Origin of the sequence: Actinomyces sp. zg-332, from assembly GCF_011751945.2 — a bacterium.
Taxonomy (GTDB): Bacteria; Actinomycetota; Actinomycetes; order Actinomycetales; family Actinomycetaceae; genus ZJ293.
The window spans coordinates 812943-837770 of record NZ_CP064951.1 but is presented as its reverse complement, the minus strand read 5'-3'; the positions used below and the strand labels follow the sequence as shown (position 1 = coordinate 837770).

Annotated in this window: 21 protein-coding genes; 6 read left to right on the top strand and 15 right to left on the bottom strand. The window is 34.1% G+C overall.

Translation table 11 applies throughout. The features are described 5' to 3' along the window. Positions 1 to 123: 123 nt before the first annotated feature. Positions 124 to 2013 (bottom strand): DEAD/DEAH box helicase, encoded by a 1890-nt coding sequence (locus HCQ94_RS03400; protein WP_166981887.1) that lies wholly within the window; start codon positions 2011 to 2013, stop codon positions 124 to 126. 174 nt (positions 2014 to 2187) lie between these two features. Further along, on the bottom strand, positions 2188 to 3630 hold the full coding sequence (locus HCQ94_RS03395; RefSeq protein WP_232525701.1) for an MFS transporter: 1443 nt from the start codon (positions 3628 to 3630) through the stop codon (positions 2188 to 2190). 96 nt (positions 3631 to 3726) lie between these two features. Between HCQ94_RS03395 and HCQ94_RS03390 the strand changes: the two genes are divergently transcribed. Further along, positions 3727 to 4260, top strand: coding sequence for a DUF6892 domain-containing protein (locus HCQ94_RS03390; protein WP_198426287.1), 534 nt, complete (start codon positions 3727 to 3729; stop codon positions 4258 to 4260). 95 nt (positions 4261 to 4355) lie between these two features. Here the strand turns inward: HCQ94_RS03390 and HCQ94_RS03385 are convergent, their stop codons facing one another. From HCQ94_RS03385 to asnB, 3 genes are all read right to left on the bottom strand, one after another. Beyond that, the gene (locus tag HCQ94_RS03385) at positions 4356 to 5027 is read right to left on the bottom strand and encodes an aspartate/glutamate racemase family protein (protein ID WP_166981881.1); all 672 of its coding nucleotides are present in this window, start codon (positions 5025 to 5027) and stop codon (positions 4356 to 4358) included. 4 nt (positions 5028 to 5031) lie between these two features. Then, positions 5032 to 6213, bottom strand: a complete 1182-nt coding sequence (locus HCQ94_RS03380; protein ID WP_166981878.1) for a carboxylate--amine ligase — start codon at positions 6211 to 6213, stop codon at positions 5032 to 5034. 76 nt (positions 6214 to 6289) lie between these two features. Continuing rightward, the gene (gene asnB, locus HCQ94_RS03375; protein ID WP_166981875.1) at positions 6290 to 8119 is read right to left on the bottom strand and encodes an asparagine synthase (glutamine-hydrolyzing); all 1830 of its coding nucleotides are present in this window, start codon (positions 8117 to 8119) and stop codon (positions 6290 to 6292) included. Positions 8120 to 8500: 381 nt separating this feature from the next. Here asnB and HCQ94_RS03370 point away from each other — a divergent pair, with 381 nt between their 5' ends. After that, a complete protein-coding gene (locus HCQ94_RS03370) occupies positions 8501 to 9433 on the top strand; it encodes a DMT family transporter (protein WP_166981872.1) in 933 nt (310 codons plus the stop codon). Between the two features lie 113 nt (positions 9434 to 9546). Here the strand turns inward: HCQ94_RS03370 and msrC are convergent, their stop codons facing one another. The 8 genes from msrC to HCQ94_RS03330 all read right to left on the bottom strand — a co-directional run bounded on the left by msrC (position 9547) and on the right by HCQ94_RS03330 (position 17457). Then, entirely contained in the window at positions 9547 to 9996 is a 450-nt protein-coding gene (gene msrC, locus HCQ94_RS03365; protein ID WP_166981869.1) for a free L-methionine (R)-S-oxide reductase MsrC, read from the bottom strand. A gap of 62 nt (positions 9997 to 10058) precedes the next feature. Then, positions 10059 to 11999, bottom strand: a complete 1941-nt coding sequence (locus HCQ94_RS03360; protein ID WP_166977638.1) for an alpha/beta hydrolase family protein — start codon at positions 11997 to 11999, stop codon at positions 10059 to 10061. Positions 12000 to 12433: 434 nt separating this feature from the next. Further along, positions 12434 to 12694 carry an HAAS signaling domain-containing protein gene (locus tag HCQ94_RS03355; protein ID WP_166981866.1) on the bottom strand — a complete coding sequence of 87 codons (261 nt, stop codon included), beginning with the start codon at positions 12692 to 12694 and terminating at the stop codon, positions 12434 to 12436. Positions 12695 to 12726: 32 nt separating this feature from the next. Continuing rightward, positions 12727 to 13056 carry a PadR family transcriptional regulator gene (locus tag HCQ94_RS03350; protein ID WP_166977634.1) on the bottom strand — a complete coding sequence of 110 codons (330 nt, stop codon included), beginning with the start codon at positions 13054 to 13056 and terminating at the stop codon, positions 12727 to 12729. 328 nt (positions 13057 to 13384) lie between these two features. Continuing rightward, complete coding sequence (map, locus tag HCQ94_RS03345) at positions 13385 to 14245, bottom strand: type I methionyl aminopeptidase (protein ID WP_166981863.1); 861 nt, start codon at positions 14243 to 14245, stop codon at positions 13385 to 13387. Between the two features lie 106 nt (positions 14246 to 14351). Then, complete coding sequence (gene panB / locus HCQ94_RS03340; RefSeq protein ID WP_166977630.1) at positions 14352 to 15158, bottom strand: 3-methyl-2-oxobutanoate hydroxymethyltransferase; 807 nt, start codon at positions 15156 to 15158, stop codon at positions 14352 to 14354. Positions 15159 to 15161: 3 nt separating this feature from the next. Continuing rightward, the gene (gene nadE / locus HCQ94_RS03335) at positions 15162 to 16742 is read right to left on the bottom strand and encodes an NAD(+) synthase (protein ID WP_166981860.1); all 1581 of its coding nucleotides are present in this window, start codon (positions 16740 to 16742) and stop codon (positions 15162 to 15164) included. A 124-nt stretch (positions 16743 to 16866) separates the two neighbouring features. Then, positions 16867 to 17457, bottom strand: a complete 591-nt coding sequence (locus HCQ94_RS03330; RefSeq protein WP_166981857.1) for a TetR/AcrR family transcriptional regulator — start codon at positions 17455 to 17457, stop codon at positions 16867 to 16869. Positions 17458 to 17565: 108 nt separating this feature from the next. On the opposite strand from HCQ94_RS03330, the gene HCQ94_RS03325 reads away from it, so the two are divergent. Next, complete coding sequence (locus HCQ94_RS03325) at positions 17566 to 18321, top strand: ABC transporter ATP-binding protein (RefSeq protein WP_166981854.1); 756 nt, start codon at positions 17566 to 17568, stop codon at positions 18319 to 18321. Beyond that, on the top strand, positions 18321 to 19415 hold the full coding sequence (locus HCQ94_RS03320; protein ID WP_166981851.1) for an ABC transporter permease: 1095 nt from the start codon (positions 18321 to 18323) through the stop codon (positions 19413 to 19415). The genes HCQ94_RS03325 and HCQ94_RS03320 overlap by 1 nt, the downstream gene beginning before the upstream one ends. Before the next feature lie 139 nt (positions 19416 to 19554). Here HCQ94_RS03320 and HCQ94_RS03315 read toward each other — a convergent pair whose 3' ends face one another. Next, on the bottom strand, positions 19555 to 20064 hold the full coding sequence (locus HCQ94_RS03315; RefSeq protein ID WP_166981848.1) for a GNAT family N-acetyltransferase: 510 nt from the start codon (positions 20062 to 20064) through the stop codon (positions 19555 to 19557). Positions 20065 to 20251: 187 nt separating this feature from the next. Here HCQ94_RS03315 and pheS point away from each other — a divergent pair, with 187 nt between their 5' ends. Together pheS and pheT are read left to right on the top strand one after the other, a co-directional pair. Further along, positions 20252 to 21334, top strand: coding sequence for a phenylalanine--tRNA ligase subunit alpha (pheS, locus tag HCQ94_RS03310; RefSeq protein WP_166981845.1), 1083 nt, complete (start codon positions 20252 to 20254; stop codon positions 21332 to 21334). A gap of 1 nt (position 21335) precedes the next feature. After that, on the top strand, positions 21336 to 23912 hold the full coding sequence (pheT, locus tag HCQ94_RS03305; protein WP_166981842.1) for a phenylalanine--tRNA ligase subunit beta: 2577 nt from the start codon (positions 21336 to 21338) through the stop codon (positions 23910 to 23912). A gap of 349 nt (positions 23913 to 24261) precedes the next feature. Here pheT and HCQ94_RS03300 read toward each other — a convergent pair whose 3' ends face one another. Continuing rightward, positions 24262 to 24810: a hypothetical protein gene (locus HCQ94_RS03300; RefSeq protein WP_166981840.1), complete on the bottom strand. Its 549-nt coding sequence runs from the start codon at positions 24808 to 24810 to the stop codon at positions 24262 to 24264. Positions 24811 to 24828 lie beyond the last annotated feature (18 nt).

The window sequence follows — 24828 nt, the reverse complement described above, 5'->3', positions numbered from 1 at the left end:
TCTTCTAAGAATAAACTTTGTTCAGTGCACGAAGATAAGATATTCTCAGTTTAAATAAAAAGTAGCCGTATTTATTACGCTCACTGCAAAACACGGCTACGCTCTCAAGAATACTTTGAGGAATTACCTCTTTTTCTTGTTTTTCTTTACCTTTTTAGATGCCCCTTTAGGAATGAAATCTTTTCCTTTTCTTTTCACACGAATATTATCGTAATGCTTACTTGGAGAAGAAATTCTACCTCGTCCGCCTCTATTGGAACTCCTAGTTTTTGGACCTTCATCTAAAGAAATTAGTAAAGATCTATTCCGAACTTGAGTGTTTTGTAGGCGACGCATATCTTTACCAGATATTTCTTGATTTACATCAACTAAAGTAAAAGTAGGCAATATATCTATACGGCCAATTTGGCTTCCTTTAAGTGACGATTCTCCAGCCATAGCACCAACAATTTCACCAGGGGAGACATTGTCTTTACGACCTACTTCAATACGGTAACGAGTAAAGCCTTCTTGAACTGCACGGCTTCGTTCTCTAGAAGAATAACCTCCACCTGTACCTCGTGAAGATTTACGGCTAGATTTATCTCGTCCTTCTTCAAATACGGCACTGATGAATTCTCCATTTTCATCAACTGACTCTTCATAACGTATTCTGTTTTTTTCTTCCCTAAGTGAAGGTCCTTCGTCACCTACAGTTAATGCCAGCATTGCTGCAGCAGCATCAACTGGTGAAATATCGTTACTTTGGCAGAAAGATGTAAATATTTCTTTATATAGTTCTAAACGAGGTTTAGTTACTCGTTGTGAAATATTTTCCATTTGAACTTTAGCTTTATGTTCTGATACATCTTTTGGAGTAGGAATCGCTACTTCTTCTAGTTTTGCACCTGTAAGCTTTTCAATCTGACGTAGCTTGTAGCTTTCTTTTGGAGTTAGGAAAGTTAAAGCTTCACCTTTACGTCCAGCACGACCAGTACGTCCAATACGATGTACATAAGCTTCATTTTCACGAGGTACATCAAAGTTTACGACCAGTCCAACACGCTCAATATCTATACCGCGAGCAGCCACATCTGTTGCAACTAGAATATTTAAGCTACCATTTTTTATGCGTTCAACAAGTCTTTCACGCTCTCTTTGAGGAACATCGCCACTTATAGTTGCAGCCATAATTCCTCTAGCGCCAAGTTCAATTGCTACTTCTTCAGCTGTTGCTCTTGTCCTAACGAAAACTATAGCACCACCATAATTTTTTACTGACAATACTCGTGACAAAGCACCTACTTTATGCTTGAAAGGAACCACAGCATAAGTCTGGTGAATATTTTTTGTCGTAGTAGATTGCTTAGTAATGCTTACTTCTGTTGGATTATTCAAATGATTATTAGCAATTTTTCTTATATCTTCAGGCATAGTTGCTGAGAATAAAGCTGTTTGTTTAGTATTAGGAATATCAGTAACAATATTTTCAACGTCCTCAGCAAAGCCCATACGTAACATTTCATCAGCTTCATCTAGGACTAAGAAAGAAACATTAGTTAAATCTAATGCCTTCTTTTCCATAAGGTCCATGATTCTACCAGGGGTACCTACCACTATTTGTGCACCAGATTTAAGTGCTTCTATCTGTGGTGTATAAGAAGATCCTCCGTAAACAGCAACAACTTTTACCTTTGATTTAGGGCCTAAAAAGCTGTCCATTGCATTTGCGCTTTGCATTGCTAATTCACGTGTAGGAGCTAGAATAAGAGCTTGTACATTTTTAGCATTAGGGTTGATTTTCTCTAGGATAGGCAATGCGAAAGCAGCAGTTTTACCAGTACCTGTTTGAGCTATACCTACAACGTCTTTTCCCTCTAACAATAACGGGATTGTTTGCACCTGAATAGGGGTAGGAGTAACATATCCTACTTTTTCAATTGATTTTAGAATTTGATCTGATAAACCTAAACTATCAAACGTAATTTCATTCATATCTTTATTAGTATCTTCGATACTTGTATATTCGTTCATTCACACACTTCTACTAAATAATATTAACAAGAGTAAATTTTACACGTTTTTTGAGAAAAATACGATTAAAACATAGTAAAAAGGATAAGTTGTTATTGTTTTGCCTAAATACTAACAGATTATTGTAAATAACACTTGTATATTTACTATAAGTAGATTTTGCAAAAACTAGATTTATACTAAATTGTTTTCCTCATAATATTTAGTCGTAAATGTATATGTTTTCCAAGCAGCATAAAATCCTATCAAAGCTACTATAAACATCAAGAATCCACTTGGTAAATATGGCCAAGGATGGGCGCTGGAAGAAAGAGGTGTATATAGCACACCAATTAAAGCTAATAGTAGTGCTGAGCCGTAGGAATCGCCGACTTGTAATGCTGAAGAAATATCACCATGATTTTCCTCTGGAGTTACTTCTAAAGCAAGCACAGAACAAGTAGAAACAATTAATCCAGTCCCTAATGAAGATAATGCCCAACCTGACAGTAATACTATGAAGTTTATGCTATCGAACATACCTATTATTGACAGTACAGTGCCAAAAATTGTTATTATTCCACCAATTGGAATTAGTTTTTTACGCGAGTTTTTATCTTTTATGCGTCCTTGTATGAAAGATCCTAAAAACCAACCGATGGATCCTATGCTGACAAGGAAAGCTACAGTTTCTACATCCCAGCCTCTACCAATGACTAGTATTAGAGGAATTAGGGTTTCGCTACCAATGACTATTCCTAAAGTTAAACCACGCACAGCAATAATTGAAGATATTCCTTCTCGTAAAGAAAAAGTACCTTCAGGTAAGACAAAGCGAATAGAAAATGTGGCTAAAATAATGCAAAGCAATACTGCTGGAACCATTTGGTTAGTTGGAAGCACAGCAGCAATTTGCGATAAAGCTATGAAAAATCCTCCACCTAATGCTCCGAGTAGAACTTTCTTTGCTTTAGGAGTTATTGGTAGATTTTTTGGCTTTAACATAATGAGCATAGGCACTAGTAGTAGCATAGCCAAAATAACGAAAGGTGGAATAGCTAGGAATACCATTCGCCAGCCATAATACTTATTTATAATCGAAGCACCATAAGGGCCAATTATAGCCGGAATAATCCAAGCGGCTGAAAATACTACAAAAAACATTGGTCTCTTAGTTGGTTCAACTACTGATCCAACTATTACATAAAAAGGCACGATAAGCATACCAGCTCCAAGGCCTTGTACTGCACGACCTATGATGAACAGTACAATTTCTGAAGCTATTCCTGAAAGTATTAGCCCGAAAGTAAAGATAGTAGTTCCAACTATTATTACTTTCTTTGGGCCTTTGCTATCACACCAGATTCCTGATAGGGCTGTAGAAAAAATTTGAACAGCCATACTCATACCTGCAGCTAGAGGATAGTAAGTAACAGCTTTCAAATCGCGTGTAACTTCAGGCATAATTGCTGTCACAGCAATGCCTTCAAATCCTAGGAAAAGAATTACAGAAGTCATACCGACTAATAGAGCAAGAAGTTGTTTACTACTTACATATTTTTTTGTGTTATTACTCATGGCTATACTTATTTTACTGCTAATAGTGTTTGCTAATTGAAATGCATAAAATTTTATCATATTTGTAACAGATAAGATAAGTTTATGTAAAAAATTATAAACCTTAGTATAGGATATTGAATAGCACTTTAGATAATTGTGTAAAAGGAATCGAAGATGAAATTTTTTGACAGAATTTTTCGAAGGTCAAGTTATACAGAAAATACTATTAGTGAACATGAGTTTGAAGAAAAAGTTCTAGGTAACCAAAACCAATTGTGGAATTACTTTCCTATGAAAGATAAAAGTAATATGTTTGAAGATTGCCGTTTTAAACTAGTAGTCATAGAAGAAATCTTAGATAAAAACCCTAGTTTTTTGAGCAATCTTGATATATTAGACAAGAAATATGCTGACTATGATTTTTATGACTCAGGTACTGATTACATATCGGATTACTGGGAATTTTTCGAAAATTTAGAATTGACTGAGGAAGATTTATTAAAAGTTCAGACTTTAGTATTTGATGGAGGCTTGGAAATATACCACAAGATTTGTCCTGACTGGGATGGGGAAGATGATATGTTTTTAGTTACATCTATAAGTGGATATGAGAAACTGAGCATTTTAAAGGAAGTGCATTACATATCGAATTGTGATGAATATATTCTTCAACCTTTGAAACAAAGTCCAAACATAAACTTTAGATAGCATTTTATTGTAACACTCGTAAAGTAAGGCTTTTGTGTATACTTAAGTTTTATTTTTGGTTCTAGTATTAGTGATAGTTTACACTCATAAGCATTTTACTTTATATTGTATTTCAAGCTTTCTCTAACTAATACGTCGAGTGCATCTATAGTTTTTACTTCAGAAGTTATAGGTATTAAGCTAAGCTCTGTACAAGCTATAATACCAATGGTTTCTTCATCACAGTAGTTACTTAAAATCTCATTAAAACTATTAGATGTTACGTCACCGTTTTCTTTGATGTCATATATTATCTTCATTACTTCATTTTGTATATCTGAAGGTAAGTTAACTAGTTCGATACCGTGTTCATTTGCATATCTATTATATATTTTTGACGATAAAGTACCTTTAGTTCCAAAAACGCAGGCTTTCGAAAAGTTAGACGATTTTACTGCTAAAATCGTTTTTTCTACCATATTAATTACTGGAATATTAGTAAAATCAAGGAAATTATTATAGTAGTAATGGCTTGTATTACAAGGAATAGCAATAGCATTTACTTTGGCGTTATTTAAAATTTCAAAGTCACTTTTAATACAGTCAAGAAATTTTTCTGGAGTGTTATTTAGTATGCATTCAGAACGATCAGGTAGGGTAGCGTGATTCAAGATAATTACATTTATATGATCGCTATCACTTTTAGCTGATGATGAAGTAACTAGTTTTCTAAAATATTCAGCTGTTGCTAGTGACCCCATACCACCTATAACACCTAGGTTATACACGTTTTTACCTTATCTTTCTGAAAAATTTTCTAAATAATTTCTTGTTGAAGTTAAACCATGGTTTTAAATCTGTTACTGAAAAAATGGCTGGGGCTAGGCGTTTACCTAAAATCTTAAAGAAAGATTTGAATAATGAAACCTGACCTGTTTTCGCATATTTTAGTATTGACAACAAATCTTCATAGCCGTAAATAAAAGCGTATCTAGTATCGTAGTCAACATATTTATTTTTGATTTTACTTTCTTGCCCTGTTAACTCTAAGTACGCAATGTATGGCATATTTATACCAAGTTTATAAATAAGATTGTTGAAATTAGTAGTTCTAACATTAATTTCTATCAAGTAAACTTCACCAGTTTTTTCGTGTTTTTTATATTCGATTTCACCAAATCCCTGATAGCCAATTGACTCTAAGAAATTTTTGCTATTTGAAACCAATTCAGGCAAGTACTTTTGCTGAGTAAATACTGAGGCACCAAAATTAATAGGCCATTGACGTTGCTTTTGAGCTGTCATGTAATGTGTTGTTTTTCCTTGCTTATTTATATAGTAATCATAGGTAAGCATATGGTCATCGAAACCTGGAATTATTTGTTGTACAAATACTTCAACATTATGTTTCTTAGCTTTTTCTATACCTTCTTGTAACTTTTTAGGATTCTCACACAAAAATACTTTTGAACGGAAAACTTTAGTAAATTCAACAGTATCAGACGGCTTTATTATGCATGGGTAACCAATTTTTTCTACTTTTTCAAGTAAGTTTTCTTCATCTACAGAAAAAGATTCAGGTACAAGCACACCGTGTTCACTTGCAATTTTATGAAGTACTACTTTATCCATAAGCTTGCTGTTCAACGAGTTTGGAGCTTGGCTTATTAGAAAATATTCAGAAAGCTTATCATAATACCTATCAATAAATTCTACATATTTATCATGAGAAGGTAACAGTACAGGTTTTTTAGCTTGAGCTTTACCAAATTGCAATAGTTTAGTTAAAGTTACTTCATTAACTTCAGCCAGTTCTTTTATCTCTAAAAATTCAGATATGTATTTAGATTTCGCTCCATAAGAGTTTTTTAAGTCATAGTCACAAGCAACTACGTGTACGCCTTCTTTTCCTAGACACCTAATTATGCTTAGACCGATATAATAGTTACAGCCCAATACTACTGCCTTATGCATATCTCCCCCCAAAGATACGATAAAATACTGCGATATTTATTAATAGTCTTTATTTATTTGTTTAATTAATTATTTCTTACTCTTCTATAAAGTATTGTGTATACCAGACCAAGAAAGCATAAATTGTATATACTTTTCGACCATTATTAGCAACATTATTGTAATGGTTATCAAGTAAAGTATTTATCTTTTTTACATCGAAAAACTCGCTCACAAAGTCCCTATTAAACATTTCTTTGACAATAGAGTAGTATTTTTCTTCTTTTATAAAATTGATGAATGGTACTAAGAATCCAACTTTCTTTCTGTTAGACCAAGCCTCAGGTATTGATTTTTCTGCAGCTTTTCTGAACGCATACTTTGTGGTTGTCTTATGTACTTTGTATTTTGTAGGTATTTTTCTAGCTACATTCCACACTTCTTTATCTAGCAGTGGCACACGTAACTCTATGGAGTTCGCCATAGTCATTTTATCTGCTTTTAACAAAATATCGTCAATAATCCACATATTCATATCTAGGTAAATACGCTTAGAGACTTCGTCCATGTCTTTTACATCTTCGTAGTATTTCCTAGTTAAATCAGTCATACGGACATTATTTTTATAATCTGGAGTCAAAATATCGTTCGCTTGCTCATCAGACATGATTTTAGCTTGACCGATATAGGAATCTTCAAGTTTTTGTCCGAATTTAGTAATAATAGTTTTACCGTGGAAATGGTTAGTGTTTCTGGTTATATTGAATAAGAACTTACGTATAAAGAATGGCAATTTAGCATAAGTGCGTTGTAACCAAGGCAATTCATACTCGTTGTATCCAGCGAACAGCTCATCAGCACCTTCTCCAGATAGGACAACTTTTACGTGTTCTCGAGCTAGCTTTGAGAGGAAATATAAAGGTACAGATGATAAATTAGCGTGTGGTTCATCTGAGTAGTACTGGACTTTTTCAATTCCCTCAAAGAATTCATCTGGAGTAATAATCTTTGAGTAGTTTTGTATGCCTAGCATATCTGAAAGTTCTTTAGCATAAGTAGTTTCGTCAAAGCCCTCGTTGTTGAACCCAACTGAGAATGTCTTATCAACCATGGCTTTTGAAACCACGTAACTGGAATCAACACCACCTGATAGGAAAGAACCTACTTCAACATCGCTAATTTTATGGTATTTAATTGAATTATCAACAATGTCTTCTATGTTTTTTACACTTTGTTCAAAGCCTACATCTTCATAATCTAGTTCGAGATTAAAATATCTTTTTATAGTTAATTCATTGTTTTCAATAGTAAAATAGTGTCCAGGGCGTAGCTTATTTATTCCCTTGAAAAAGGTTTCTTCTAGAGGATTGTATTGGAAAACAAGATAGTTTTTTAGAGCTTTTCTATTGATTTCTTTCTCAACAGATGGGTGTTTTAGGATAGCCTTTGCTTCTGAGGCAAATATAAATTCTTCCCCTATGTATGAATAGTAATATGGTTTGATACCAAAATGGTCTCTAGCGCCGAATATTTTTTGTTTCTCGCTATCCCAAATTGTAAACGCAAACATTCCACGTAGTTTTGATAGTATGCCTTCTTCACCGTATTCTTTGTATCCATGTAAAATTACTTCAGTATCAGTTTTGGTTTTGAAAGCATAGCCTTTTTCTAGCAAGTCTTGTCTTATTTCTTGGTAGTTGTAAATCTCACCATTAAAAATAACTACTGTTTTATCTTCAGCATCAGTAATAGGTTGATGTCCTGCACATAAATCAATAATACTTAGTCGTCTAAAACCAAAGTTGATAGGGTCGTTTTGATAGTATCCTTCATCATCAGGACCTCTATGAGAAACCATGTCATTCATATTTTTTATAACAGAGTCATCATATTTATTTGAGCTATAGTATCCAACAAAACCGCACAAAGCATTCCTCTATCTTCTATGGTTGTGATTAGTATTTAGTACACAAGTCACATCAAATTATTTGTAAAAGTAAGTAGTGTCAGGTAAAACAACTATAGTACTTAGGCACAACTTTTACTAACTAGAAGTATATATACACACAAATCTAAAATCAATCTTATAGACATTGTATAATGCTCTGATTTCAAAGGTTACTTACCAAATAAAAGCTAAAACTACGAAGAGCAAATTAGTAATTATTAAACATAATTTGATAGAAAATTATTAATAATATACACAAAAATCTTGTAAAGACTTTGGTGACACTTACAAGTGACAATGATAAAATTATCTGACCAGTAAATAACCTGGGAATTGTTCTGAAACTGAGTAAGGTGTGAATTGACTAAAGATTTATTCCCTAAAATGAGTAAACGCACTCTAGGGCTTTTGGCTTTTTCTATGACATCTATTTTATGGGGAACTACATTTGTTGTTTTAAAAAATGTATCTCAAGAGTTTTCTCCATCATTTTTATTATCTATTCGATATGCTTTCGCTCTGATTGCCATATTCCCTATAGCTTATCCAACTTTGAAAAAGCTTGATAAAAAGACATGGTTGTATGGCTTTTTGATGGGCTTTACAATGTGGGCTTCAAATATTACTCAAACTGCGGGTATATATTTAGGTACAACCCCTGGTAAATCAGCTTTTATAACCACGAGCTACTGTATCATAGTCCCATTTTTGTATTGGGCTTTTACTAGAATAAAGCCAGAGAAAACTAAAGTTATAGCGTCAATATTATGTTTAATTGGTGTAGGAATTATATCCCTATCTGGTGATTTATCAATTAAAACAGGTGATTTTCTAACTTTAGTTACTGGCGTAGCTTTAGGTACAAATATGGTACTTGTTGCAATATTTTGTCATCGTAAAGATGGAAACCTATTAATTTTCCTACAGGTATTTTTCGTGTGGTTACTATCTGTTATAACTTGTGTTGCAACTAATGCTTATCCAGAATCGATTAGTATATCCTCTGTTTTAGGAACAGCTTATCTTGGAGTATTTGCTACGACAGGAGCATTCATTTTCCAAGTTTATGGTTTCAAACATTCAAATGCGACTTCAGGAGCAATAATTTTAGCAACTCACGCTCCTATAGCTGTGTTGCTCTCAATAATTTTCTATGGAGAAGTATTAAATGCAAAGACTATAATAGGATTCATAGTTATATTTATTGCTGTGATTTTATCAGAGATAACTTTTAGAAAGCCTGAAGTAAATAAAACCAAAAATATTTTGAAATCTGTAGAAAAAGAAAAATAATATCTTTAGATAGAACGTAAAAATAGCGTAAAACTTTACTTAATAGTTTTACGCTATTTTATTATGTAAACTAAACTCTAGTTTTAGGAAAATGATTTTAATAAGAAATAAGTTTATGAAAATTTTTCTGCTAGGATTTCAGATACTTTTTCTATAAAGATTTTGTCATCTTCTGTGAAATTTTTTTCTTTATACGAATCAATATCTATTACGCCAAAGACTTCATTTCTTATAATAATTGGAACAACAAGCTCACTCATGCTGGCAGCATCGCAGGCAATATGACCTTCAAATTCGTGCACATTATCTACGATAATACTAGTTTTATTCCGTGCAGAATAACCGCAAACTCCTTTTCCTACTTGTATTCTCCAGCAAGCTATTTTCCCTTGAAATGGTCCTAAAACCATTTCGTTTTCAGATTCCATTATATAAAAACCACACCAATTTAGATTTTCTATACACTCATACAGAAAAGCACTAGTGTTAGCCATAACTGCTACTTGATTATCTTCACCTTGAATAATTTCTTGTAGTTGTTCTAATTGAAAATCGTGATCCATATGCCATCCTTATATAGTGTGTAGTAAATATGAAAATCAATTCAGCAACTTGTATAGTATATTTAGCGAATTTGCCAAGTTCTAATATAGAAGTCAAGTTCACGTTCGATGCTGTCTTTGATATTCTTATCTTGCCTGAAACCATGTCCTTCATTTTGGTAGACTTTTAGTTCTACTTCTTGTCCATTTTGTTTCATTTCGGTATACATATTTTCAGCTTGTTCTAGCGGGACAATCATATCAGCATCTCCTTGTAACAGTAGTAATGGTGCTGAAATGTCTTGTATATAGAACATAGGGGATCTATCTGTCCAAACTTTGTCTTTAGTGTTATTGCTGCCTAGTAATCCGAATAAGTATTGAGATTCAAATTTATGAGTATGTGCAGCTAAAAGTTTTAAATCTGAGACACCAAAATGGCTTGCTCCTGCTGTGAATACATCAGTAAAAGCAAGTGCAGCTAGAGTAGTGTAGCCACCAGCTGACCAGCCGTGTATGGCTATACGATTAGGATCAACTAAACCTTCATTTATCAGATATTTCACACCAGTTACACAGTCGTCAATATCGTATACGCCCCATTTTCCTTTTAGCTTATCTTGGTATTTACGGCCGTATGCTGTTGAGCCTCTATAATTTACATCCAGTAATGCAAACCCCCTGTTGGTCCAATACTGCTTATTTATTTTCATACCAGAGTTAGCTTGAGAAGTTGGACCTCCATGTACTTCCACTATCAAAGGTGGCTTTTCGCTGCTGTCACTTTCATAGTTCTTGGAAGTAGGAAGGTATAAGAATCCATAAGCTGTGTCAGATTCAGAAGTTTCCCAAGAAATGTGCTTAGCAATACTTATATCTTCGACATCTAGTTCTTCCTTGAAACTTGTGCGTAGTAGTTCAAGGTTTTGGTTTCGAATTTGTATAATACATGGTGATATGGTAGGGGAGTTTACAAGAGCAATTACTCTACCATCGCTACAAGCAACATTTCCAAGCGGTTGATATGGAATATGCCATTCTTCTAATTCGCCATTATCTATTCTCATAGTTCCAAGATGCGCGATACCATCGTGATACCATGTTGCAACTATATGATTTTCATCGAATATATCGTAGGTGTGTAAGCCTAAAGCCCAAGCTGGCTGAGTAAAGATTTTGTCAGAGGGGTTCAAATGACGTGTACGCAAGTTATTGTAATCAGTGTTGAATCCTTCTGTGCGGTATATATTAGCAAAACCTGATGAATCATTTACATGGATTAAGTCATTATGTATTGTCCATCGTGGCTGAGTTACGCTTACATTTTCTGTATCGAATAGAACTTTTTGATCATATAAGTTTCCAAAATCATCCACTCTAGCGATATGAAGTTTTGAATAGTCCCAAGGCATATTTGGATGGTTCCAACTTACCCATGCAATGTAGTCGCCATCAGAGTTTATAGTAGGAGAGTTTACAAAGTCTGTACCTTCGAATACAGTGGCAATTTTTTCTTTGTCTCTTGAAGCAGAGCCATCTAGTGGAATGGAAACAAGATAGTTTCTTATATTTTCAGGATCTTCGTGATTTTCACACACTGCGTATACAACGTTTTTATGTAGGTTAAGTTCAAAATCACCAAAACGTAAATCACATATTGGAGTAAGAGGAATTAAGCCTTTAGTAACATTATTCACATCATATTTATAGACTCTGCCGTTTTTAGCATTAGTTACTACTATTACTCCGTTTTGTACGCCATAAGCTTTGCCACCATATTCGTGTACTCGAGTTCTCACATCTAGTAACTCGTTTTCAGGTGTCAGTGGTAAAAATTCACCTATTTGTCCTGTGGGACGACGACGTAGTAAAGCATTTCTACCTTCTTGTTCAGGGCGTTCTTCTACCCAATAAGTATCTTGTGAGTCAACACGTACCTGTGCAAGTGCAACTGTTGAACGAGTTAGGGTAGAAGAGCATATAGAGCTCTCCCATAATCCATACGGTGCTTTTATCTTAGACATGTCTGTTCCTTTGGAGACTTTGCTTATAGACCTACACAGTCAATTATACTCCTAATATTGTTTGCGTAAAAATATATTTCTTATACAGGTAAACGTGTTATACAAGTGATTGTTTTGTAATATTTTTAAAGTGAAAACTTTATATAGTTACTCTTGTATCTTCTCATTAACTTTAGTGATACCTAGTATATATAGCTTTAATGCTTTCCAAGACGCTAAGCCGACTGTTGCTAAAATAATTCCTACTGCTAGTCCTATGAAGAATCCTGGAACTGGAGAGTAATCTAGTACCTGTATATATGGGATACCGTATCCTAAAAGTAAGTATGAAAATAGATTAACTGTTACAGCGATTATGGTAACGACTCCTGAGAATATAAAAGTAGGAGCGAGGATTCCTAAAGTGGGTATAAGTATAATACCGGATAGGCTAGCTAGACTATAAAAAGCACAGGCAAGTAATACTCGTTTAATGCCAGTAGTTTTTTACTAGTTATAAGGTTTGCTAAGTATTCTTTTGCTAGGGTTTTAGGGTTTCCTAGATTTTCAAGTATCTGTTCACTTGATATATTATTTGCTTGCATTTGTGCTATGTTGCTTTTAATTTCAGCTATTATGTCTGTTCTCATGGACAGAGGAAGAGGTTTTAAATTTTTGTTTACTTTATTTAGATATTTTTCAATTTCTACACTCATTTTTTCTCCTTGTGTGAAAATAGATTCTAAAACTAAATTTTGCTTATAGTTTCTTGTAGTTCTTGCCATAACTTAGTTATTTCTTGCAAATATTCACGTCCAGATTCCGTTAGTGAATAGTATTTTCTTGGAGGAATGCCTTGTGTGTTTTCTTCCCAATAGGAGTAGAGAATCCCCTCTTTTTCGAGTCGTCTGAGTAGGGGATATACAGTGCTTTCCTTTGAAGAAATTAGTGGATGTTGATTTAAAACTTGAATTATCTCGTAACCATATTTTGGTGAATTATTCAGTGATTTTAATATGCATAGTTCTAATGTTCCTCGTTTTATTTGAGTGTTCCACTCAGTGATCTTGTTTGTCATAACACCTCCTAACATCAGATATAGTATATCGTCTTGCATAGTATAGTGTCAAATTAAGTACTATGTTTACTTTAGGTATTTTTATGAAACGGTAGAGGTGTTTTTTGATTTGTCCAATTGAAAGATAGGTAAAAAGTTTTAATGTAGATATTGTAAAAATGTAAGTAGTTCTTTTTGAACATACAAATAAAATAAAGTGGTATAGATTTATAAATAGTATAGGGATAATAGCAAAACTGAATTAAATTTTTATAAATATTTTATAGATAATAGAAACTGTAAAATAATAAGAAAAGGGTGTCTTTAAAGACACCCCAATATAAGTTATTTATGGCAATGTTAAAATATCAAAGCCGTTTTCTGTAACTGCGATAGTGTGTTCAAACTGTGCACACCAACTCTTGTCTTTTGTAACTACAGTCCAGTCATCTTCCCATAAATCCCACTCATGAGTACCTAAAGTGAGCATAGGTTCAACTGTGAAAACCATTCCCGGTTCAATTATAGTATCGTGGAGCGGTGAATCGTAGTGAGGGATTATTAGACCAGAGTGGAAAGCCTCACCAACGCCATGACCAGTGTAATCACGCACAATTCCATAGTTAAAACGGTTAGCGTAAACTTCAATAACTCGTCCAATTATATTTACACTACGTCCAGGTTTTGCAGCTTTTATTCCACGCATCATGGCTTCATGAGTACGTTCTATAAGCAGGTGAGATTGCTCGTCAACTTCACCAATCTCAAACATTGTACAAGTATCTCCATGCACACCATCTTTATAAGCTGTGATATCTACGTTTAGAATATCACCGTCTTGTAGAACGTAAGAATCAGGGATACCGTGGCAAATTACTTCATTTACAGAAGTACATATAGATTTAGGAAATCCCATATATCCTAGGCATGATGGATATGCATTATGGTCGAGAATAAACTCGTGAGCTAATTTGTCTAAAGAATCAGTAGTAACTCCTGGCTTTGCAACTTTACCTACCTCAACTAGAGCTTGTGCTGCTATACGCCCAGCGTTTCTTATCAATTCTATTGTTTCAGGGCTTTTCACGTCTGAGGTGGTTACGTTTTCAGGACCATCATGGAAAAGATATTCTGGACGTTGGATATGACCAGGTACAGTTAAGGTATCGGAAACTGTTCCTTTAGATATTGTGCGGTTTGGATGTGACATATACTTCCTAGTAAATATTATTTTTTTGTTTCTAGTAATAATTGTAACGCAAAATTAAGGTCAGAGTTAAAATAACCCTGACCTTACGATTAGTGAATATTTTATATTAGAAGCTGTATTTTTCAGATGGGAATGTTCCTTCACGAACTTCCTCGATATAGTTTGATGTAGCACGATGTAGCTGAGCACCCAAGTCACCGAATTGCTTAGCAAAACTTGGACTCCACTCAGTCATACCTGCCATATCTGCCCAAACTAGAATCTGCGCATCAGTGTCACTACCGGCTCCAATACCTATTGTTGGAATTGAAATTACTTCTTGAATCCAGCTTGTAACCGATGAAGGAATCATTTCTAGCAAAATAGCACTTGCTCCAGAATCTTCTGCGACCTTAGCATCATTTACGATAGCTTCAGCTTCTAGCTGTGTCTTACCTTGGATTTTTTTACCACCAATGACGTTTTCAGATTGTGGAGTGAAACCAATGTGAGCAATAACAGGAATGCCATAAGTTGTAAGCTTCTTGATATGCTCAGCCATACGAGCACCACCTTCAAGCTTTACAGCACTTGCTCCAGCTTTAATTAGTTCTACAGCAGACTCGAAAGCTTGTTCCGGAGTGTTTTCATATGATCCGAAAGGCAAATCAGCAACGATGAAACAACGCTTAGTTCCTCTAAAAACAGCTTCAGTTGCACGTACCATATCCTCAACTGTGACAGCAAGGGTTGTGTCGTAGCCTAGATGAACGTTACCTATTGAATCACCAACTAATAATCCATCGATGCCTGCATCATCAAAAATTGAAGCAGTTAATGCGTCGTATGCGGTTAGCATAGTAATTTTGCGACCCTCTTCTTTGGCTTTTTTTAGGCAAGATAAACTTAATCTAATTGGTTTTTTAATAGTCATCGTTTATACTCCTGAATTTTCTTCACTCCACCTATTTGTTATAGGTATTTTTCTGTCTACTCCAAAAAAAGTAGAGGTAATACGCGGCCCAGTAGGATATTGGCTTCGTTTCCATTCATTTTGTTTTACCAATTTTAGAACGGAGTTTACTGTGCTTATATCATACCCTAAATCAGCTATTTGATTAGCTGAAAGATTTTTATCTATATAGTTTTCAAGTATAGAATCTAAGATAGCATACTGTGGCAAACTATCGCTGTCTTTTTGATTTTCGCTCAGCTCAGCAGACGGCTCTTTATTTATAGAAGAAAGCGGTATAGGTACGGGCTGATTGTATTCTTCAGCTAGTTTATTACGCCACTTTGCCATTTCCCATACCAGAGTTTTGTAGCAGTCTCTTATAGGAGCATATCCACCAGCACTATCTCCATACATAGTGAAGTATCCTACAGCCCCTTCAGACTTGTTGCCATTAGCAACTAGTAAAGCATTCATGTCATTAGCTAGAGCCATCAATATATTAGCTCTAACTCTAGACTGTAAGTTTTCTTCAGTTAACCCGTTTAGCTCTAAGACTTGATCATAACTTTCAACTATAGGCCAAATGTCTATTATATCGTAGTTGAACCCATTAGCTTTTACGCTTTCTTTAGCATCATCAATTGAATGCTGAGAAGAATATTTAGATGGCAATGATAGTGCATATACATTTTTTCCGCCGATACAATCAGCAGCCATAGAAGCGACCAAGGCTGAGTCTATACCGCCAGAAAGCCCTATAATAATTTTTTTAAAGCCATTTTTTTTCATATAGGAATTTAAACCTGTCAAACATGCTCTATATGCTTGTTCAGGTTTAGAAATTTGCATATTTGCTCTACTTGCGCTAATTTGGTCAGTTTCTACATACTTATCGTCAAACAAGACTGATATATTGTCTTCATCAAACCAAAGTGCTTCAGCTTGTAAATGTCCATTTACCGCAACATAAGATGCTCCTGGGAAAATATGATAGTCACTAGCTCCTGCCATATTAGCTTTTAGAACTGTTGCTTTTAGTTTTTTAGATAAAGCTAAATAGTAGTTTTTATTATTAAAGTCTTTATCTATAACATATTCGCTGTTACTTGAAACTAATACTATATTTGGTGAATCTTCTAAAATTTCTTTGCTAACACTTGAGTGACAAATAGCTATCTTATGCTTTTCATATTCAAAAATTTTATAGCCAAGACATGGGTCAATTACTTCAAATTCGACTTTACCCATACATATATCGATAAGGCATTTATCTTTAGGATTTTCGTAGAAGTTATTACTTATAAATATTACGTGAATTCCGCCTAGATTATTCTCAAGTAATTTAGAAGCCAATTTCCTCAAATATATATGGAATGATTCAGTAAAAGACTTTACATTTAGTAGACTACCTAAAGGAGTACCTGTTATAGCGTTAAAAGGCAGTAGCACAATACGAGTATTTAAATCTATCGTTTTAGAGATAGAGTTAACAATCAAGTCGATGTTGCCTTTTAAATCACCGACCGTAGAATCTATTTGAGTAATATTTATTCGTAAAGTCATACACTAATTATATGCATAATACGTAAACTTTTCTTCATATATGCGAAAAATATGTAAATTTTCTTCCTTTTTGTAAATATATATCGAATATTTATGCAAAATTGTTATGTTTGTACTTGTACAATTATAAAACACTTTCCTTATAATGAGGGTTCTTTTCTTCCAATAAACTGTTTGTCAGAACCATTATGAAAGGTAGCATTATTTTCTTTAATTCATGTACTTTCAAATCAAATTTACTGTTAGCCCAATGAATATATACTCCAATCATTCCGTTTATAACAAATTCCATCACATAGTTATTTGAAATGTTATTAATACTTTTTGTGTCGTAGGTATCTATTAAAACTCGTTTTACTATTTTTTTGATTTTAGTTACTAAAGCAGGGTTCCCGCTGTATCGTATCAATGCGTTAGTGTATAAAGCTATAGTTTTATAAGGCCTTTCATTTAAGGCTCTACCTTTATTATTTATAATATTTGTATGGGTTTCTTTTATAAGAAATTCTATTCTTTCAAGTAATTCCTGTTCAATCTGTGAATATAAATCATCTATACTTTGGAAATACTCATAAAAAGTTGATCTATTATATTTTGCTTTCGCGATAATTTTTGTGACAGTTATTTTATTAGGTTTTTCCTCCAAACATAGTTTAATGAAGGTCTTAACTATTTTTGCTTTAGTTTGTGCTGTTATATTCGATTTCTTTTTCATTTCTTAGCTCTCTTACCTACAAAAATACAACAGTTTGTTGGTTGATTAAAATCCTAATAAGTAGACAATAATATTATACAACACTATGTTTGATTTAAAGGATGCAATATGCTTAGTAAAGATATTGAAAAAAATCTTCAGAATAAAGTTTTGGAAGTAAAAGAGATAACTAAAAAATATGGTGATGTGCCAGTTTTAGAAAACATATCTTTTGATTTAGACAGTGGGGAAATTATTTGCATTCTCGGACCGTCTGGTTGTGGTAAAACTACACTTATTCGAAGCATATTAGGAATGGAAAAGCCTAACTATGGCAGTGTAAAAGTATTTTCTCAAGAGTTAAATGATTTAAACATGCTCTCAAAAATTGGTTATATGGCACAGTCCTCATCCCTATATGATTATTTAACCGGTAGACAGCATTTAAAATTTTTTGGGAAATTCTATAAAATATCTCCCAAAGTACTTGAAGAAAGAATTGAATACTTAGCAGATTTACTAGGTTTGACACAGCATTTAGAAAAACAAGTATTAACATACTCAGGTGGAATGAAAAAGCGGTTAGCATTTGCGATAACACTTATACACGATCCTGAAATTATTATTCTAGACGAGCCGACTGTTGGAATAGACCCGGTTTTACGAAAAAGAATTTGGCAAGAAATCATACGACTTAAAAATGAAGGTAAAAGTATAATTGTTACAACACATGTTATGGATGAAATAAATGCTTGTTCAAAGTTACTTTTACTACATTCTGGACATTTAGTCGCTAACGATAGTCCTGAAAACTTACTAGAAAAAACTAATACAGACTCAATAGAAGATATGTTTATATACTACATCGAAAAGGATGGAAAATAATGAACTCCATAAATGTATGTTTAAAAGTATTAAACGAGATTAAAAACGATAAAAGAACTATTGGGTTAGTACTTTTCGCTCCAATTTTAATTTTATCTTTGCTCTACTCAATTACTAGTGTTAATTACGATGAAATCAAAATAGGTGTAGTTGCCTCTCCCAAAGCTATTATTGAAGATATAACAAGTAGTAAAGATCCTAAAGTCAAGGTAAGTAAACTAAAAGAAAGTGAGATAAAAAAGCTATCAGAGGAAAACGAAATAGATTTAGCTATTAAAATAGATGAAAAGTATAATGCTGTATTGTACACTAACGCATATAATACTAAATCTCAAATAGCTACTGGAATAGTTCAAAAATCTATAGCTAAACAAGCCCAAAGCGAAGCAAAAACTCAAATAACTAAACTTTTAAAAGGTCCTGAAAGCAAGATTTTCTTGGAAAATTTACAAAACAGTAAAAGCACGCTAAAAGTAAAGTATTTATTTGGAAACTCTAATACAAGTTTATTTGAAAAATTTGCAAGTGCAATTATTGGAATTTTAGTATTTTTCCTAGTATACCTAATCGGAGGAATTAATTTCTTACGTGAACGCACTAGTGGAACACTGGAAAAGATACTGACAACACCAATAAAAAGATATGAAATAATTCTTGGTTATGTTTTTGGATTTTCTATTGTAGCTTTTATACAAACTCTAATATTAGTTTTATATTCAATATACGTATTAGGGCTAGATAATAAAGGAAATGTATTATTAGTATTTGGAATAAACTTTTTGACAGCTCTAACTTCTTTATCACTAGGGCTACTTATGTCAAACTTAGCAAGAAACGAATTCCAATTTATACAATCCATTCCTATGGTAATACTTCCACAACTATTCTTATGTGGATTATTCGACTTACCAGATTTTTGGGAAAAAGTAAGTTATATTCTACCACTAAAATATACTGCTAATGCTTTACAAGAAGTAATTATATATGGAAAAGGAATAGACACAGTAATCGTTGATATCTTACCATTACTAACATTCATAATAGTCTTTATTGTATTAAATGTAATAGTGCTAAAGAAACATAGGAAAATATAATACATAAAAACAAAATGGCTTTAGTGCATTAAGTGTGTCCTAAAGCCATTTTTCTTAGTAAAAAACATATACTATGACAAGTTATATAGGGAATAAGAAAAAAGTAAAAGTTTTCTATAGTTATAAAAATTAAGTGTTGTTAAAGATTTATCCAATAACGCCTATGAGGGGTATCATTAGGTACGTCAACTATCGATTCTAAAACTCCACCGTTTGCTTCTATAGTTTTATAGCTAGCAACATTGTCTTTTACACACGTAATCAAGACTCTTTCAATACCAAGTTCTTTGCAAATAGGTAAAGTTTTCTCAAGCATTGCTTTAGCATGACCTAAACGCCTAAAATCAGGGTGAATGCTGTAACCAATGTGACCATAATACTTATTCAAAGGTTCAAACTCTATATTATGGCGAATAGATATAATGCCAACTATTTTTCCCAAGGATTCATCAACATAAAACAACGTAGTACTTGGTATCCACTCAGTTTGTCCTAACTCGACTAAACGTTCATATTCAGCCCATTTATTCAAATCATCAAATTTTTCCAGGAAGAAACCACCATGTATTGAAGCACTGTTTTTAGTGAAGACATCTTTATACTCTCTTACCATTTCCAATGAGCATTCTTCAATCCTCTTTAGTTTCATAGTTACTCCTAGTGCTTTAAATTTCTAAAAGCATACCAGTTTAGATACTAGTTGAGAAGAAAAGCAGTAAATATATAAGAATATAGTAATAAAGTGGTGAAAATTCTTATACAAACTAGATATAAAAACATAGAAAATAGTATCATATATAGGTATGTTAAAAATCAGTATAAGAGGACCGAGATAAATGTCTGAAAATACAAATGTTTCACCGCTAGATGAACAAGCTATTAATCAGGAAATAGAAGAAGGCTGTGCAAGCTTTAGTGCTGCAATGACTTTAGATGACTTAAAAGAAGCTAAGATAAAACATTTAGGTGACAATTCAATCGTAGTAAATGCTAATAAGCAAATTGGTAAATTAGACCCGGCAGACAAAGCAAAAGCTGGTAAAATTATGGGGCAAGCTAGGCAAAAACTAAATGCTTCATACAATGAAAACTTACAGCGTGTGCAAGAACTAGCTGAACTAAAAATGCTAGAGGACGAAAAAGTTGATGTAACAGTAGACTTACGACGCAGAAATATTGGGGGAAGACACCCTCTTACAGTTCTTATGGAAGAAGTGTCTGACTTTTTCACCTCATACGGTTGGCAAATTGCTGAAGGTCCAGAAATCGAACACGAGTGGTTTAACTTTGATGCTTTAAACTTTGACATTGATCACCCTGCTAGACAAATGCAAGATACCTTCTATATTGACCCAGTGAGTGTAGGTAACGGTAAAGCTGAAAAATCAAATCTTGTTATGCGTACACACACTTCACCTGTTCAAGCTCGTACAATGCTTGAGAAACAGCCACCAATATATATTGCGTGTCCAGGTAAAGTTTTTAGGTCAGATGAACTTGACGCGACTCACACTCCAGTTTTCCATCAAGTTGAAGGATTGGCTATTGATAAAGGCTTGACAATGGCTAACTTGAAAGGCACACTAGACGCTTTTGCTAAAGCCATGTTTGGTCCAGAAGCAAAAACACGTCTACGCCCTTCTTTCTTCCCATTCACTGAACCTAGTGCCGAAATGGATCTTTGGTTCCCACAAAAGAAAGGTGGACCAGGTTGGATAGAATGGGGCGGCTGTGGAATGGTCAACCCAAATGTTTTGAAAGCCTGCGGAATAGATCCAGAAATTTATACAGGTTTTGCTTTTGGAATGGGAATAGAAAGAACTTTGATGTTACGACATGGAATCAACGATATGCATGACATTGTTGAAGGTGACATAAGATTTACGCATCAGTTCTCAACAGCTAAGGAGGGACGCTAGAATGGCTTTTGTATCGTTAGATTGGCTAAAAGACCACGTTGAAGTTTTGCCTGACACAGACGTAGAAAAACTAGCTAAAGATCTTGTAAAAGTTGGTTTAGAAGAAGAGTCAATTGTGCCTCCGGCTGTAACTGGTCCTCTAGTGGTTGGTAAAGTTGTAAAACGAATTCCAGAGGAACAAAAAAATGGTAAGACTATAAACTACTGTCGAGTAGACGTTGGTGAATACAATGATCAGCCAGGTGAAGGAAAAGAACCATCTGATATACCTTCACGTTCAATTATTTGCGGAGCTCATAACTTTGTTGAAGGCGATTATGTAGTAGTTAGTTTACCTGGAACAGTGCTACCAGGTGGCTTTGAAATAGCTACACGTAAAACTTATGGACATATTTCTGATGGTATGATTTGTTCTGGCAGGGAACTTGGTTTATCAGATGAACACGATGGAATCATTCTTCTGGAAGAATTACTAGGCAAAGGTAATGTGCCACCAGTTGGAACAAACATTATTTCCCTATTGGGCTTAGACAAAGAAGCTCTGGAAATAAACATTACTCCAGACCGTGGCTACTGTTTCAGTATGAGAGGGGTTGCTAGGGAATACTCACATTCTACTGGTGCTAAATTTACTGATCATGGACTTGCTAAAAACTTGCCATCTCCTTTGCCTATACCAAACGATAAAGGTTTCAAAGTTGTAGTCGATGATAAAAATCCTATACGTGGAAATATTGGTTGTAACCGTTTTGTTACACGCATAGTAAATAATATAAACCCTAAAGCTACTACTCCTGATTGGATGAAAGAACGTCTAACCCTTGCTGGAATGCGCCCTATATCTTTCATTGTTGACATCAGTAACTATGTAATGCTTGATTTAGGACAGCCAAACCATATTTATGATTTAGATAAACTGGATTCTCAAATAGTAGTTCGCAGAGCTCATGAAGGTGAAAAACTAACTACACTAGATGATGTCGAGCGCACTCTAACGGACGAAGACTTATTGATTTGCGATGGAAAAGATGGAAAACGTGTTCTAGGAATAGCTGGAGTTATGGGTGGCGCTGAAACAGAAGTAACAGATACAACTGTTAACGTTCTTGTTGAAGCAGCACAATTTGACCCAGTATCAGTTGCTAGAACATCTCGTCGTCACAAGCTTCCAACACAAGCTTCGAAGCGTTTTGAACGTGGAGTTGATCCACTGCTAGCCGATGTTGCTGCTCAAAAAATTGTTCAATATCTGGTCGAATATGGTAGTGGGGTAGTAAACGAAGGTGTTACAGATGTGAACACTGTTTGTCCTTCCCTTGTGATTACTATGAAATATGATGAACCTGCAAAACTAGTTGGTGTTGAATACACTGCTGAACAAATCGACAGTGTTCTAGAACAAATTGGCTGTGAAATCGTTGAAAAAACTGATCAAGCCATTAGTGTTCGTCCTGCTTCTTGGAGGAGTGACATCTACAACTCAGCTTGTTTGATTGAAGAAATTGCAAGGCTTATTGGGTACGATGAAATTCCATCAATACCTTTGAATACCTTTGCTGAAAGCGGATTGAATAAGTCTCAAAAAGCTGTGAGGAAAGTTTCTAATGCTTTATCTGATGGAGCTATGACAGAAGTTCTATCTTATCCTTTTGTTTCAAACGTTTGGGATAAAATGGAGCTAGATGAAGAAGATACACGCCGTAAAGCAATCAAACTTTCCAACCCGCTCGCAGAAAACGAACCGTATTTACGTACAAGTATTTTGGATAGCTTGATTGAGATTGGAGTGCGTAACGTTTCTCGTAGCAATACTGATTTCGCTATATACGAAATAGGCATGGTATACGACGGTAGCGAAGTTGAGTTTATGGAATTACCATCAGCTGAAAACCGTCCAAGCGATGAAACTATTCAAGCTCTTTACAAAGCTACACCAAAGCAACCAACACATGTTGGTGGAGTGCTTGTGGGCAATGCTGTTCCAAGTACTATTTTGGGTGCTGAAAGGCCATATGATTGGGCTGATGCTCTTGACTATGTTTACCGCATTGCTGATAGTTTGCAGGTAGCCGTAAAAGTTAAGCAGGCTGCATATCAACCTTACCACCCAGGTCGCTGTGCAGGTGTTTATATTGGAGAAGGCAATGCTGAAGTTTTGATAGGCCATGCTGGTCAGCTACACCCTAAAGTAGCTAAAAACTATAATTTGCCTACAAACACTTGCATATTTGAGCTTAATTTATCAGCTTTGATTGAGCAAAAGAGCGATAACCCTATTCAGCTAAAAGCAGTGTCAACTTATCCACTGGCTAAAGAAGATATTGCTTTAGTAGTTGATGAGCAAATTCCAGCTGGTGAAATTTTAGATGTAATTTTGCAATGTGGTAAAGACTTAATTGAAGACGTGAAACTATTTGATGTTTATCGTGGAGATCAAGTAGATGAAGGTAAGAAGTCTTTGACATTTGCTTTGCGTTTGCGTACTGATCACACTATTACATCTGAAGAAAGCCATGGACTACGTAAGAAGATTGTGAAGAAAACAGGTAAGTTATTTGGAGCAACTTTGCGTTCCTAATGGGCAAATTTTGAGGTTTTCTCTTTGAATATGAGGGTAAGTGACTGCACAGATTACTTACCCTCATTATTATTTGTTGTTACTTTATTAGCATGACGATTGCTTTTGAAGTTTTTCAAATTTTCGTGCTTAAAATTTTACGAGTTTATTTACTTCTATAAAAGCGTTGCTTATCTCGACACACTTTCTAAACACTGCTTATATAAATTTACTTATATTGGGAATAATAATTGCAAAATACTATAAACAAGTGTACCTTGATAATACAATCAACAAATAAAATGAGTGCCTATGAATGCTAGTTTCAAACTAATAATCATAGGCACTTACTTAAAGAGGTTTGAAAAAATTATTTATCCTCTGATGGATTTTTGCTTTCTATGATTCTTACATTGGTTTGTTTATAATATTTTTGTCCTACATTATCAGCTTCAAATAAGTTATTAGCTATGTAACATATAGTGAATATAACGATGACTTTTACAAGTAATTCGCTTACTAAAGAGTAATTAAAAAGCATTAGTACACTAAAAATAAGCGCAACCAATGAAAAAATGAAATAGAAAACATTAAGTTTTTCTTTCTTATAAGTCACATAATAAAAATAGTAGCCACTAGCAAGTATTGATACGGTTATAAAAGCCCAAGTTATAAACGTAACAGTTAGATATGGTAAAACTAAAATGAAAAAACATAATAGCAAACTACTCATATAACTTGTATATGGTATTGGACGATTCTTTTGCATTAATGAGTAATAGATAAAAATACCTAAAACTGCTAGTAGACATAAAAAGCCGATAAGGGCTGAGTAAAGTAATATAGCTTTTACAGGTATAAAGAAAACACAAATTGCTAAAATCAAACAAGCTAAAATAACACCTAACTTTTTTACCATTTATGAACCTCTTCTTAC

Excerpts from the sequence above, each read along its gene's own strand:
- HCQ94_RS03380 (WP_166981878.1), bottom strand. The coding sequence starts at position 6,213 with ATGCATAAGGCAGTAGTATTGGGCTGTAACTATTATATCGGTCTAAGC.
- nadE (WP_166981860.1), bottom strand. The coding sequence starts at position 16,742 with ATGACTTTACGAATAAATATTACTCAAATAGATTCTACGGTCGGTGAT.
- HCQ94_RS03360 (WP_166977638.1), bottom strand. The coding sequence starts at position 11,999 with ATGTCTAAGATAAAAGCACCGTATGGATTATGGGAGAGCTCTATATGC.
- HCQ94_RS03400 (WP_166981887.1), bottom strand. The coding sequence starts at position 2,013 with ATGAACGAATATACAAGTATCGAAGATACTAATAAAGATATGAATGAA.
- pheT (WP_166981842.1), top strand. The coding sequence starts at position 21,336 with ATGGCTTTTGTATCGTTAGATTGGCTAAAAGACCACGTTGAAGTTTTG.
- HCQ94_RS03330 (WP_166981857.1), bottom strand. The coding sequence starts at position 17,457 with ATGAAAAAGAAATCGAATATAACAGCACAAACTAAAGCAAAAATAGTT.
- HCQ94_RS03320 (WP_166981851.1), top strand. The coding sequence starts at position 18,321 with ATGAACTCCATAAATGTATGTTTAAAAGTATTAAACGAGATTAAAAAC.
- HCQ94_RS03300 (WP_166981840.1), bottom strand. The coding sequence starts at position 24,810 with ATGGTAAAAAAGTTAGGTGTTATTTTAGCTTGTTTGATTTTAGCAATT.
- pheS (WP_166981845.1), top strand. The coding sequence starts at position 20,252 with ATGTCTGAAAATACAAATGTTTCACCGCTAGATGAACAAGCTATTAAT.
- HCQ94_RS03350 (WP_166977634.1), bottom strand. The coding sequence starts at position 13,056 with ATGACAAACAAGATCACTGAGTGGAACACTCAAATAAAACGAGGAACA.
- HCQ94_RS03325 (WP_166981854.1), top strand. The coding sequence starts at position 17,566 with ATGCTTAGTAAAGATATTGAAAAAAATCTTCAGAATAAAGTTTTGGAA.
- msrC (WP_166981869.1), bottom strand. The coding sequence starts at position 9,996 with ATGGATCACGATTTTCAATTAGAACAACTACAAGAAATTATTCAAGGT.
- panB (WP_166977630.1), bottom strand. The coding sequence starts at position 15,158 with ATGACTATTAAAAAACCAATTAGATTAAGTTTATCTTGCCTAAAAAAA.
- map (WP_166981863.1), bottom strand. The coding sequence starts at position 14,245 with ATGTCACATCCAAACCGCACAATATCTAAAGGAACAGTTTCCGATACC.
- HCQ94_RS03395 (WP_232525701.1), bottom strand. The coding sequence starts at position 3,630 with ATGATAAAATTTTATGCATTTCAATTAGCAAACACTATTAGCAGTAAA.
- HCQ94_RS03390 (WP_198426287.1), top strand. The coding sequence starts at position 3,727 with ATGAAATTTTTTGACAGAATTTTTCGAAGGTCAAGTTATACAGAAAAT.
- HCQ94_RS03315 (WP_166981848.1), bottom strand. The coding sequence starts at position 20,064 with ATGAAACTAAAGAGGATTGAAGAATGCTCATTGGAAATGGTAAGAGAG.
- HCQ94_RS03355 (WP_166981866.1), bottom strand. The coding sequence starts at position 12,694 with ATGAGTGTAGAAATTGAAAAATATCTAAATAAAGTAAACAAAAATTTA.